The organism is Clavibacter californiensis (genome assembly GCF_021952865.1).
GTDB classification, from domain to species: Bacteria; Actinomycetota; Actinomycetes; order Actinomycetales; family Microbacteriaceae; genus Clavibacter; species Clavibacter californiensis.
This window is the reverse complement of sequence record NZ_CP040792.1, coordinates 1,489,354-1,501,502: the sequence shown is the minus strand read 5'-3', so window position 1 is coordinate 1,501,502 and position 12,149 is coordinate 1,489,354. Positions and strand designations below refer to the sequence as shown.

The 12,149-nt window shown below is 75.1% G+C and carries 11 protein-coding genes; 5 read left to right on the top strand and 6 right to left on the bottom strand.

From position 1 onward, the window contains the following. Positions 1 to 72: 72 nt before the first annotated feature. The 5 genes from hpf to mtrA all read right to left on the bottom strand — a co-directional run bounded on the left by hpf (position 73) and on the right by mtrA (position 5,812). Complete coding sequence (hpf, locus tag FGD68_RS07345) at positions 73 to 762, bottom strand: ribosome hibernation-promoting factor, HPF/YfiA family (RefSeq protein WP_012037739.1); 690 nt, start codon at positions 760 to 762, stop codon at positions 73 to 75. Between the two features lie 154 nt (positions 763 to 916). Next, on the bottom strand, positions 917 to 1,720 hold the full coding sequence (locus FGD68_RS07340) for a ComF family protein (protein WP_237609975.1): 804 nt from the start codon (positions 1,718 to 1,720) through the stop codon (positions 917 to 919). A 61-nt stretch (positions 1,721 to 1,781) separates the two neighbouring features. Next, on the bottom strand, positions 1,782 to 3,509 hold the full coding sequence (gene lpqB, locus FGD68_RS07335) for a lipoprotein LpqB (protein ID WP_237609974.1): 1,728 nt from the start codon (positions 3,507 to 3,509) through the stop codon (positions 1,782 to 1,784). Further along, complete coding sequence (gene mtrB, locus FGD68_RS07330) at positions 3,493 to 5,127, bottom strand: MtrAB system histidine kinase MtrB (RefSeq protein WP_119373700.1); 1,635 nt, start codon at positions 5,125 to 5,127, stop codon at positions 3,493 to 3,495. Before mtrB ends, lpqB begins: the two co-directional genes overlap by 17 nt. 4 nt (positions 5,128 to 5,131) lie before the next feature. Further along, positions 5,132 to 5,812: an MtrAB system response regulator MtrA gene (gene mtrA / locus FGD68_RS07325; RefSeq protein ID WP_012037735.1), complete on the bottom strand. Its 681-nt coding sequence runs from the start codon at positions 5,810 to 5,812 to the stop codon at positions 5,132 to 5,134. 111 nt (positions 5,813 to 5,923) lie between these two features. On the opposite strand from mtrA, the gene FGD68_RS07320 reads away from it, so the two are divergent. From FGD68_RS07320 to FGD68_RS07300, 5 genes are read left to right on the top strand one after another with little or no spacing between them, the layout of a single operon-like run. Beyond that, the gene (locus FGD68_RS07320; protein WP_237609973.1) at positions 5,924 to 7,132 is read left to right on the top strand and encodes a hypothetical protein; all 1,209 of its coding nucleotides are present in this window, start codon (positions 5,924 to 5,926) and stop codon (positions 7,130 to 7,132) included. Further along, positions 7,129 to 7,815, top strand: a complete 687-nt coding sequence (locus FGD68_RS07315; protein ID WP_237609972.1) for a DUF4129 domain-containing protein — start codon at positions 7,129 to 7,131, stop codon at positions 7,813 to 7,815. The genes FGD68_RS07320 and FGD68_RS07315 overlap by 4 nt, the downstream gene beginning before the upstream one ends. Further along, positions 7,812 to 9,074 carry a DUF4350 domain-containing protein gene (locus FGD68_RS07310; RefSeq protein ID WP_237609971.1) on the top strand — a complete coding sequence of 421 codons (1,263 nt, stop codon included), beginning with the start codon at positions 7,812 to 7,814 and terminating at the stop codon, positions 9,072 to 9,074. Before FGD68_RS07315 ends, FGD68_RS07310 begins: the two co-directional genes overlap by 4 nt. Beyond that, a complete protein-coding gene (locus tag FGD68_RS07305) occupies positions 9,071 to 10,024 on the top strand; it encodes an AAA family ATPase (protein WP_079532363.1) in 954 nt (317 codons plus the stop codon). Before FGD68_RS07310 ends, FGD68_RS07305 begins: the two co-directional genes overlap by 4 nt. Positions 10,025 to 10,038: 14 nt before the next feature. Next, on the top strand, positions 10,039 to 11,346 hold the full coding sequence (locus tag FGD68_RS07300; RefSeq protein ID WP_237609970.1) for a DUF58 domain-containing protein: 1,308 nt from the start codon (positions 10,039 to 10,041) through the stop codon (positions 11,344 to 11,346). 22 nt (positions 11,347 to 11,368) lie between these two features. Here FGD68_RS07300 and FGD68_RS07295 read toward each other — a convergent pair whose 3' ends face one another. Further along, positions 11,369 to 12,010, bottom strand: coding sequence for a TetR/AcrR family transcriptional regulator (locus FGD68_RS07295; RefSeq protein WP_119373538.1), 642 nt, complete (start codon positions 12,008 to 12,010; stop codon positions 11,369 to 11,371). Positions 12,011 to 12,149: the final 139 nt, after the last annotated feature.

The window sequence follows — 12,149 nt, the reverse complement described above, 5'->3', positions numbered from 1 at the left end:
CCTGCGCTGCCCGCGGCACGCACGGGGCCCCGCGCGCCGGAGCGCGCGGGGCCTCGTGAGAGGGCGTGCCGATCAGCGGCGGAGCGACCGGGATCCCGCGCCCGCGCCCGCGAGCTCCTGCTCGCCGTCCGCGAGGCCGATGACGCCGTAGTCCCAGCCCTTGCGGCGGTAGACGACGCTCGGGCGGTCGGTCTCCGCGTCGATGAAGAGGAAGAAGTCGTGGCCGACGAGCTCCATGTGCTCGAGGGCCTGGTCGACCGTCATGGACTGCGAGGGGAAGACCTTGGTGCGGATGACCACGGGGCAGTAGTCGTCCTCGTCGACGGGCTGGTCGACGGGCGCCACGCTCTTCCCGTTGACCCGCTCGATGAGCTCGGCGTCGGCCGGGTCGAGGTCGATCTGCGCGAAGCCGTCGGTGGCGGCCTCCTGCAGGGAGACGGGTCGGTGGTTGCCGCGATGGATCTTCTTCTTGTCCTTGGCGCGGCGCAGCCGTTCGAGCATGCGCCCGAGGGCGAGGTCGAAGGCCGCGAACTTGTCGGCGGCGCTGCTCTCGGCGCGGATGACGGGGCCGGGACCCACGAGCGTGATCTCCACGCGGTCGTCCCCGGCGGATCCGCCGGACTTCTCGCTGTGCCGCGAGACCTTGATGTCGAGAGAGATGGACTTCTCGGCGAGCTGGACGATCTTGTCGGCCTTCTCGGTGGCGTACACGCGGAATCGGTCGGTGATCTCCGCGTTGCGGCCGGTGATGTTGATGTCCATGACGTACCTCCAGATCATGACGCGTCGCCCGCTGGAAGAGGGCGATCACTTTCACGCCTTTCGGGCGAGCCTAGACCTCGGGCTCCTCGCAGCGCGAGGCATCCGGCGGGTGGACCGCGGGCGCATCGGACATGCACAGGGAGCGGCGGGTCGGTCAGCGGGCGGGGACGGGCGGCAGCCCGCCGCGCGAGCGGGCGGGGACGGCGGTGAGGACCGCGCACGCGACGACCTCGCCGCCCGCCGCCCGGATGGCGCGGCAGGTCTCGCGGAGGGTGGCGCCGGTGGTGAGGACGTCGTCGACGACGAGGATCCGCCGACCGGCGAGGTCGATCCGCGCCGCGAGGCAGCCGTCGACGTTGGCCGCGCGGGCGGCGACCCCGAGGCCGGCCTGGTCGGCGGGGCGTCGGACGAAGCGCAGCGGGTGGCGCCGCAGCCCGGGCACGCCGGGCGCACGCAGCGGGCGCATGCCGGCGCGGGCGAGCAGGACCTCGACGGGCGCGTAGCCACGCCGACGCAGGGAGCCCGCCGGCGTGGGGACGGGGATCACGTCGAGGGGACGGGTGCCGGCTGCTCCGCGCTCCGCGGCGACGACGGCCGCGCGGACGGCCCGGATGAGGGTGGGCGTCAGCGCTCGCGCGGCGTCCGTTCGGCCCTCTTCCTTGAGGGCGGACAGGAGCCGAGGCCAGGGCGGCGCGTACGCGCTCCCGCAGCCCACCGGCACGACGTGGGCGGGCACGCGACCGCGAGAGGCGGGGACGGCGGGCAGCGCGAGCCGCCGCACGAAGGGCGGGCAGGGCATCGCGGCCCGGCAGGCCGGGCACACGGCGCGATCCGGGGCGCCGCACCCCGCGCAGGCCACCGGGGCGACGACCGCGACGGCGTCGAGCAGGGCGGCGCGGACCGCAGGCGGGACGCGGGAGGACAGGGCGGGGGCGGGACGGCCGGGCACGGGGATCACGCGCGCAGGGTCGCACGCGCCTGGCCCCCGGTCGGCGCGCGGGACGGATCCGTGGAGGGGATCAGCGCTTCGTCGCGACGAAGGAGACGCCGGTGGCCGTCTGCTGCCACGTGCTGCCCCGCGGCGTGAGCAGGGCGCCCGCGCTCGTGAGGACCCGCAGCCCGCTCTCGTCGTTGGCGCCCGTGATGGAGACGCCGTCGGCCGCGGAGCCCATGTCCTTCGACGGACCGCCGACCTGGTGCAGCTCCACCTGGCGCTCCCCGTCGGGCGCGAGTGTCAGGGTCGCGACGTCGAGCTCGTCGACCCACGTGGCGTCGAGCGGGGTGCCCGGCGACGCCAGGAGCTCGAGGGGCGTCGTCGTGAGGGAGGTCGGGACGCCGCCGTCGCGCACGATCGACGCCACGAGCAGCTGCGGCCCCGCACCCGTCTCGAGCTGGACGAGGACACGCGCGCCGTCGCGCGCGACCTCGAGGGAGACGACCCGGCCGGTGGCCGTCCAGCTGACGGCGACGGGGTGTCCGACGCCGTCGGGTCCCCATGCGACGAGCCCGCGCGGATCCGATGCGGGCGTGGACCAGACGTAGCCCTGCGCGTCGAGCGAGGGCGCGACGAGGCCGGGGCGCGTGTCGAGGAGGACCGCGTCGCGGTCGCCGTCGCCCACCGACCACACGCCGGACGCGTTCCGCACCGCCGCCTGCCGACCGTCCACGCTCAGGGTCGCCGCGTCGGCGGCGAGGGCCGTCACGCGCGTGCCCAGGGTGCCGAGCGGGGCGACCTCTCCCCCGCCGAGGTAGCCGAACTGGCCCTGGGCGAGGACGAGCGGGCGCGACTCCGCCTGCGGGTCCTTGACCGGGCCGCGTCCGCCGAGGTCCGCGACGGTCAGGGGCGTGCCGTCGACGAGCATCTGCACGTCGAGCACGGACGGGATGTTGGACAGGCTCTGCCGCAGCTGCAGCTTCATCCGCTGCTGCGTGACGCCGTCGGCCGCGCGCGCCTCCGTCGAGAGGTCCACCTGCGGCGTGCCGCCCGCGGTCGTGACGGCCGAGGACGCCAGCTGCGTGCCCTCGGGGAACGCCGTGACGACCGCGGGCTGGGACAACCACGGCGACGGGCCCTGGAGGAGCGACTTGACGATCCGGGTGCTCACGCTCTGGGACGCGCGCGTGACGAAGAACCGGAGGTCCGGCACGAGGAACGAGAACGTGGGGTCGAAGAAGTACAGGGCGTGCGCGCTGAAGATCTCGCGGAAGTAGGTGGAGCGCAGGGCGATGCCGTCGGGCGCCTTCGCGATGCGCCACTCGCCGCGCTCCTGCACGAGCTGGAAGGACAGCCGCGTCTCCTGGTCGCTGCCGACCTCGCGGTAGTGGCCCTGCCCGTCGACCGTCGCGATGGTCGTGACGGAGTAGCTGTACGTGCCGTCGACCTCCTCCGAGGTGCTCGCCTGGCCCTCCCACACGACGACGCTGGCGAACGGGTCCCAGCGCGACGCGAAGTCGGAGGAGAGGAACTGGCGGGCGACGCCGTACTGGTCGGCGGAGCTGGTGGCGGCGTCGACGAAGCCGGCGATGACGTCGTCCGGGCCGTCGCCCGCCTGCGGGCCGTCCGGCTGGTAGCTGACGCCGGACTCGTCGGTGACGGTGGCGGGGTCGCCCTCGGAGACGGGTCCGCCGGACGGGATGGAGACGCAGCCGGAGAGCAGGACGGCGCACGCGGCGACGAGCGCGACGGCTGCCGCGCGGACCGAGCGGCGGGCCGCGCGGCGCGAGCGGGGATCAGGTGCTGGGGACACGGGCGTCCTCCTCGTCGGCGCGGTCGTCCGCGGGGTCGTCGGGCGGCAGCGCGACGGGCGAGCTGTCGAGGGGGACGTCGGGCCGGCGCGGCAGGGTCAGGCGGAAGCAGGATCCCTCGCCGGGTCGCGACCACAGCTGCAGCCAGCCGTGGTGCAGGTTCGTGTCCTCCAGGGAGATGGCGAGGCCGAGCCCCGTGCCGCCGGTGGTGCGCTGGCGCGACGGATCCGCGCGCCAGAACCGGTCGAAGACGTGGCCCATCTCCTCGTGCGTCATCCCCACGCCGTAGTCGCGGACGGCGAGCGCGACGGCGTCCCGGTCGCTGTCGACCGTGATGACGATGGGCTTGCCCTCGCCGTGGTCGACGGCGTTGCCCACGAGGTTCGTGACGATGCGGCGCACGCGTCGGGCGTCCATCTCCGCGTCGAAGTAGCCGCCGGGGGCGACCAGCCGGAGCTCCGAGCCCTTCTGCGCGGCGAGGCCCTCGAACTCCTCGATGGAGTCCTCGACGAGCCGCACGAGGTTGGTCGGCTCGGTCACGAGGTCCACCGCGCCTGCGTCGAAGCGGCTGATCTCCAGCAGGTCGGCGAGCAGGGTCTCGAACCGCTCCACCTGCGTGTGCAGCAGCTCTGCGCTCCGGGCGGCCGGCGGGCTGAAGTCCTCGCGCAGGTCGTAGAGCACGCCGCCCGCGAGCCGGATCGTGGTGAGCGGCGTCCGCAGCTCGTGCGACACGTCGGAGACGAAGCGCTGCTGCAGCTGCGAGAGGTCGGCGAGCTGCGTGATCTGCGACTGCAGCGAGTCGGCCATGCCGTTGAAGGAGCGCGCGAGCGTCGCGATCACGTCCTCGCCCTTCACCGGCAGGCGCTCCTCGAGCTGCCCGGCGGCGAGCTTCTGGCTGGTGTCGGCGGCGACGCGGATGGGCGCGACGACGAGCCGCACCACGAGCCACGCGATCGCCCCGATGAGCACGATGAGGAAGAGGAACGCGAGGAGGATCGTGCCCGCCACGAAGTCGAGGGTCTGCTGGATGTCGCCGAGGTCGTAGACGAGGTACAGCTCGTACCGGCCGGCCGACGGGATGTCGATGCTGGAGCCGACGACGATGCCGGGGCTCGTGTCGCCCTGGTCGCCCACCGGGATCGCCACCGACTGCCACTGCTGCGTGCCCGTGCCCTCGCCGACCGCGCGACGGAGGTCGGCGCTCAGGAGGCTGTCGACGTAGTCGGCGGTGGACGCGTTCTGCAGGACGTTGCGCGCCTCCGTGCCGGGCGTGCGGCGGAAGGCGAAGTCGGAGAGGTTGATGGCGCTGCCGCGGAGCTCGTCGAACACCTGCGTGCGCAGCTGCTCGAGCTCGGTCTGGTCGGAGGCGTCGGACGACGTGAACTGCTCCTGCATCCGGCTGGTGGCGCTGTTCGACTGCTGCAGGACGGTGTCGAGCCGCTGGCGGAAGAGGTCGCTCGAGATGCTCTGCGTCATGAGCACGCCGATGAGCAGGACGGTGACGCCCGAGAGCGCGACCGTGATGAGGACGGTGCGGAACTGGAGGGAGACCGACCAGATCCTGGTGAGGCGGCGCGGCCACGACCTCCAGTCGACGAGCCACACGGGCAGCGGGCGCATGGATCTAGGCCGCGGCCCCCGCGCGGTAGCCGACGCCGCGCACGGTCATGACGATGCGCGGGTTGTCCGGGTCGTCCTCGACCTTCGCGCGCAGGCGCTGCACGTGGACGTTGACGAGGCGCGTGTCCGCCTTGTACTGGTAGCCCCAGACCTGCTCGAGGAGCATCTCGCGCGTGAACACCTGCTGAGGCCGGCTGGCGAGCGCGTGCAGCAGGTCGAACTCGAGGGGCGTGAGGTTGATCCGCTCCTCGCCGCGGCGCACCTCGTGGCCCTCGACGTCGACCACGAGGTCGCCCACCTGGAGGAGCCCGGGCGACGCTGCGGCAGCGGGGCGCAGGCGCGTGCGGATGCGGGCGACGAGCTCCTTGGGGTTGAAGGGCTTGACGATGTAGTCGTCCGCGCCGGACTCGAGGCCCTTGACGACGTCGGCCGTGTCGGACTTCGCCGTGAGCATGATGATGGGGACGCCGGACTCCGCGCGGATGAGGTCGCACACCTGGATGCCGTCGAGGCCCGGGAGCATGAGGTCGAGGAGCACCAGGTCGGGCTTCGCGTCGTGGAACGCGGCGAGCGCCTGGCCGCCGTCCCCGCAGAAGGAGGGCTCGAAGCCCTCGGTGCGCAGGACGATGCCGATCATCTCGGCGAGCGCGGTGTCGTCGTCGACCACCAGGATCCGTGCTGTCATCAGAAGGTGTTCCCTGCCTCGTAGGCCCCCAGGGTAGCCGGTGGATCCGCCGGGTCGGGCGGGCCCGTGCGGCGCGGGACTTCGCGCGCGGCCTGTGGGAGGCTGGCGAGCGTGACCGATGACCAGAGCTGGCAGGCCCCTCAGACCCCCGGTTCACCCCCGGCGCCGCCGTCCGCACCGCCGTCCGCACCGCCGTCCGGCGGGGGCTACCCGCCGCCGCCCGGCTGGGGCGCCGCGCCCGGCTGGACCCCGCCGCCGAAGCCCGGCCTGCTGCCGCTCCGGCCGATGGGGCTCGGCGCGATACTCGCGGGCTCGTTCCAGACGCTGCGCCGGAACCCCGGCGCCACGGTCGGCAGTGCCCTGCTGATCCAGGGGCTCGTCGGCGTGGTGACCCTCGTCATCGTCGGCGGCGTGACCGGGTTCGTGGTCACCCGCGTCCTCTCGGCCCGCGAGGCGGACCAGGGGCCGCTCATCGCCGGGGGCGTGGCGGCCGTCGTGATCGCGGCCGTCGTCACCATCGTGCTGTCGATCGTCGCGTCGGCGTTCCTCCAGGGCGTCGTCGCGAGCGAGGTGGCACGCGGCACGCTCGGGGAGCGGCTGCGGATGCGCGCGCTGTGGCGGCTCGCCCGCCCGCGGATCGTGCCGCTCGTTCTGTGGAGCCTCTCCCTCACCGCCGCGTGGACGCTCGTCCTCGCGGTGCTCGCCGGCATCGTCGCGCTGCTGGTGCTCGCCGGGGGCGTCGGCATCGCCGCGGGGATCCTCGTGGGCGTCCTCGGGGTGATGGGCCTCGTGGTCGTGGCGGCCTGGGTCTCCACGCGTCTCGCCCTCGTGCCGAGCGCCATCGTGATCGAGCGGCTGCGGCCGCTGGCGGCCGCCCGGCGGTCGTGGTCGCTCACGCTCGGCTCGTTCTGGCGCGTGCTCGGGATCCTGCTGCTCACGTCGGTGATCGTGTCCGCCGCCGCGAACGTGGTGACGGTGCCGCTGACGCTGCTGACCTCCATCCTGCAGACCGTGCTCTTCCCGAACGGGGAGCTCGACTTCCAGACGTTCGACGCGTCCGTCGTCTTCTACATCGGCGCGCAGCTGCTCTCGCTCGTGGTGAGCGTCGTCGTCGGGAGCATCGGCGCCGTCGTCACGTCGGCGAACGCGGCCATCCTCTACATCGACCTGCGGATGCGGCGCGAGGGGCTCGACCTCGAGCTCGCGCGCTTCGCCGAGGAGCGCGCGGCCGGCGCGGAGTCGGCGACGGGGGCGGGCGCGCGGGACCCGTACGCGGCACCCGCGAGCGGTGCGACCGCCGCCGGTCCGGGACGCGCGTGATCGGCTCCCCCCTCGTCACCGCGGTCGCGCGTGCGGCGGCTGTGCCCCTGGATCCCGACGCCGACGACGCGCGCCGGCTGCTCCTCGACGAGCTCGCGAAGCCCGAGTACGAGGCGGCCCGGCCGAACGCCCTCGACCTCGCGGCGCAGGCCGTCGGCGACTGGATCGCCGGGCTCCTCGACGGGGCGGGCGGCGGCCTCGCGGACCTCGCGCCCGTGGTGATCGGGGCGCTCGTCCTCGCGGTGGTCGTGGTGGCGTTCCTCGTCTTCGGGGCGCCGCGTCGGGACCGCCGACGGGCGGCCGCGCGCGGCGACGGCCTCTTCGGATCCGACGACCGGCGCTCCGCCGAGGAGCTGCGGCGCGCGGCCGAGGCGTCGAGGCGGGCGGGCGACCTCGCGGCGGCCGCCTCCGATCTCTTCCGGGCGATCGCGCGCGAGCAGGCCGAGCGCACGATCGTGGCGGTGGACCCGGGCACCACGGCCCGCGGGTTCGCCCGCCGCGCGGGATCCGCGCACCCGGACCACGCCGCCCGGCTGGTCGTGGCCGCCGACGACTTCGACGCCGTCCGCTACCTCGGACGGCCGGGAACCGAGGAGACGCTCGACCGGCTGTCCGCGCTCGACCGCGACCTGCGCACAGCAGTGCCCGTGCTGCACGAGCCCGTGGGCGCGGGTCCCCGATGAGCGCACCCGTGGAGGCACCCGCCCCGACCGCCCTCGCGACGGCCGAGACCCGGACGCCGCGGCAGGCGCTCCGGCGCGCCGGGACGTGGATCGCGCTGGCCGCCCTCGCCGTCGTCGTCGCGCTGGCCTCGCTCGCGGTGTCCGGCGCCGCACGGCAGGGCGACGCGCTCGCGCCCGACAACCCGGCGCCCGGCGGCACGCAGGCGCTCGCCCGCGTGCTCCAGGGACAGGGCGTGGAGGTCACGCTCGCCTCGACGCTCGCCGAGGCGCGGGCGGCCGTCGGGGACGGCGACGACACGACGCTCGTGCTCGGCGCGACCTCCGACCGCCTCGACGACGAGCGGCTCGCCGAGGTCGGCCGCCTCTCCACGCGCACGGTGCTGCTGGCGCCCGACTTCCGGACGCTGCAGGCCATCGCCCCCGACGTCGCGGCGGGCGGCGCGGCCGAGTCGGCCGACCGCGCTCTCGACGCCGCCTGCGCTCTGCCCGCCGCCACGACCGCGGGATCCGTGCCCGACGACGCGCCTGTCTTCCGCTACCTCGGCGACGACGCGGCCGACGCCGCCACGTGCTTCCCCGACGACACCGGCGACGCGTTCGCGCTCCTCCAGGTGCCCGCGGCGCTCGCGCCCGGCGGCACCGTGACCGTGCTCGGCGCCGACCCGATCCTCACGAACGACCGCATCGCCGAGCAGGGATCCGCCGCGCTCGCGCTGGGCGTGCTCGGCGAGCGGCCGCGGCTCGTCTGGTACACGCCGTCGCCCGACGACGCCGCGACCGACGCGCCGCCCACCCTCGGCGAGCTCACGCCCGGGTGGGTGACCCCGGCGATCCTGCTGCTGGGCGCCGCCGCGCTCGCCGCCGCCGTGTGGCGCGGACGCCGCTTCGGCCCGCTCGTGGTGGAGCGGCTGCCCGTCGTGGTGCGCGCCGACGAGACCGCGGAGGGCCGCGCCCGGCTCTACCAGCGGGCAGATGCGCGCGGGCACGCCCTCGACGCGCTGCGCGTCGGCACCGTCGACCGGATCGCCTCGACGCTCGCGCTCGGCCGCCTCGCGTCCGTCGACGACGTCGTGGCCGCATCGGCATCCGCCCTCCGGGAGGACCCGGCCGGGATCCGCGCCCTGCTCCTCGACGACGACCCCCGCACCGACCGCGACCTCGTCGCCCTCGCCGGACGCCTCGCCGACCTCGAGCGCCGGGTCGCCCGCGCCGCCGACCCGACGGACCCCACCGACCCGACCAGGAGAATGGATCCATGACCGACGACCTCCGCACCAGCCTGCTCGCCGTCCGGACCGAGGTCGGGAAGGCCGTCGTCGGGCAGGACGGCGCCGTGACCGGCATGATCATCGCCCTCCTCGCGCGCGGCCACGTCCTGCTCGAGGGCGTGCCCGGCGTGGCGAAGACGCTCCTCGTCCGCGCGCTCAGCGAGGCCCTCCGCCTCGACACCGCGCGCGTGCAGTTCACGCCCGACCTCATGCCGGGCGACATCACCGGATCCCTCGTCTACGACTCCCGCGAGGGCGCGTTCTCGTTCCGGCGCGGGCCGGTCTTCACGAGCATCCTGCTGGCCGACGAGATCAACCGCACGCCGCCCAAGACGCAGTCGGCGCTGCTGGAGGCGATGGAGGAGCGCCAGGTCACGGTCGACGGCGAGAGCCACGCGCTGCCGGATCCCTTCCTCGTCGCGGCCACCCAGAACCCCGTCGAGTACGAGGGCACGTACACGCTCCCCGAGGCCCAGCTCGACCGCTTCCTGCTGAAGCTCGTGCTCGACCTGCCCGAGCGCGAGGCCGAGGTCGAGGTGCTCCGCCGGCACTCCACGGGCTTCGACCCGCGCGACCTCCGGGCCGCGGGCGTGCAGCCCGTGCTCGACGCCGACGGACTCCGCCGCGCGCAGGCGGCCGTGCGCGAGGTGCGCGTGGGCGCCGACGTGCTCGCGTACATGGTCGACCTCGCGCGTGCCACCCGCCGCTCGCCGTCGGTGCAGCTCGGGGTGTCGCCGCGCGGATCCACGAGCCTCCTCGCCGCGAGCCGCGCGTGGGCGTGGCTGAGCGGCTTCGACGCCGTGACGCCCGACCACGTGCAGGAGATGGTGCTGCCCGTGCTCCGCCACCGCATCGCGCTGCGGCCCGAGGCGGAGCTCGAGGGCGTGTCCGTCGACGCCGTGCTCCGCGGGGTCATGGCGCAGGTGCAGGTGCCGATCTAGTGGCGCGCCGCTAGATGGCCCTGACCGGCCGCACGGTCGCGCTCCTCCTGCTGGGGATCGCGCCGCTCGTCGCGCTCGGCGACGGGTCGGACGCGGCCTACGCGCTCCTCGCGGGCTGGATCCTCCTGGTCGCCCTGCTCGTCGCGACCGACCTCGCGCTGGCCGCGAGCCCCCGGGCGGTCGCGCTCGAGCGGAGCCTGCCCGCCAGGATCCGCCTCGACGAGACCGGCGAGAGCGTGCTGCTCGTGACCAACCGCGGATCCCGGACGCTGCGCGGCGTGGTGCGCGACGCCTGGCAGCCGTCCGCGGGCGCGTCCTCCACGCGCGACCGGGTGCGGATCCCGGCCGGCGAGCGCCGCGCGATCCGCCTGACCCTCACGCCGACGCGCCGCGGCGAGCGCGGCACCGAGCGCGTCACCATCCGCTCGGGCGGCCCGCTCGGCCTCACCGCGCGCCAGGCGACGCTCCTCTCCCCCGGCGCCGTCCGCGTGCTCCCGCCGTTCCGCTCGCGCCGCCACCTGCCCTCGCGCCTCGCCCGCATGCGCGAGCTGGACGGCCGCACCGCCCTCATGGTGCGCGGCCAGGGCACCGAGTTCGACAGCCTGCGCGACTACGTGCGCGGCGACGACGTGCGCTCCATCGACTGGCGCGCGACCGCCCGCCGGCAGGACGTGGTCGTCCGCACCTGGCGGCCCGAGCGCGACAGGCGCGTGGTGCTGGTGCTGGACACGGGCCGCACGGCCGCGGGTCGGATCCGGGACGAGACCCGGCTCGACACCGCGTTCGAGGCGTCGCTGCTGCTCGCGGCGCTCGCCACGCGCTCGGGCGACCGGGTGGACATGGTGGCCCACGACCGCCGCGTCCGCGCGCGCGTGCGGGCGGGATCGGGCGGGGACGTCGTCTCGCGCATGGTCGACGCGCTCGCGCCCGTGGATCCCGAGCTGCTCGAGACGGACTGGACCGCGGTGCCCGCGCTCGTGCGCCGCATCGTCTCGCAGCGCTCGCTCGTGGTGCTGCTCACGGCCATCGACTCCCGCGGCAGCTCGCGCGCGCTGCTGCAGGTGCTGCCGCAGCTGACGCGGATGCACCACGTGCTGGTGGCCGCGGTCGTGGATCCCGGCCTCGCCGAGCGCGCAGCCGACCGCTCGGGCCGCGCCGCCGTCTACCGTGCTGCCGCGGCGGAGCGCGCGCTGCTCGACGTGGCGCGCGTGGAGGCGGCGGTGCGCCGGCTCGGCGCCGACGTCGTGACGGGCGCGCCCGCCGACCTGCCGCCCGCGCTGGCCGACCGCTACATCCGGCTGAAGGCGACCGGGCGGCTCTGAGGCGTGCTGCCGGCGTCGGCGATCACGCGGTGGCGGTCGTCGCTGCCGGATCCGCGGACGGCAGCGGGAGCACCCCGCCGCTGAGCGCGCGGATCGCCCGCTCGAGCGCATCGCGCATGTCGATCTCCGGACGGTAGCTCCACTGCAGCTGCAGGCCGTCGCTCACCGCGACGGCGACATGCGCGAAGGAGTCGGGGTCGAGACCCGCCGGCAGCTCGACGCCGAGGGCGCGCACCTGCGCGGCGACCGTGCCGACGACGCGCGCGTAGCGATCGGCGATGTAGGAGTGGGCCGGGTGCTCGGCACCGGCGGCATCGACGACGAGGCGCGAGTAGAGCGCGACGAGGCCGGGCGTGTCGGCGTTGTGCGAGCTCGCGCGCAGCAGCATGCCGACCATGTCCGAGGGATCCCGATCCGGCATCGCCTCCCGGAAGTCGGCGACCGCGTGGGCGTCGCGCTCCTCGAGCACGGCCGCGATGAGCGCCTCGCGCGACTCGAAGTAGTGCAGGACGCCCGCCTTGCTGATGCCCACGGCGTCGGCGATCTCCTGCAGCGACGACGCGGAGTAGCCACGCTCGGCGATCAGGGCCAGGGCGGCCTCGAGGATCTCGCGGCGCCGGGCCGCTCCCTTGGCGTACCGGCGCGGGCCCTCGTCGACTGCCATGGCACGACCCTAGCGATCCGCGAGGGCCCTAAATACCTACCGCAGGTCGGTTTTCCGTGCTACCGTCATGCCGATCCCGCCGACGAGGGCGGGCAGGAACCTGGAGGCACCGTGGCCGACGCAGTCCGAGACCAGCACA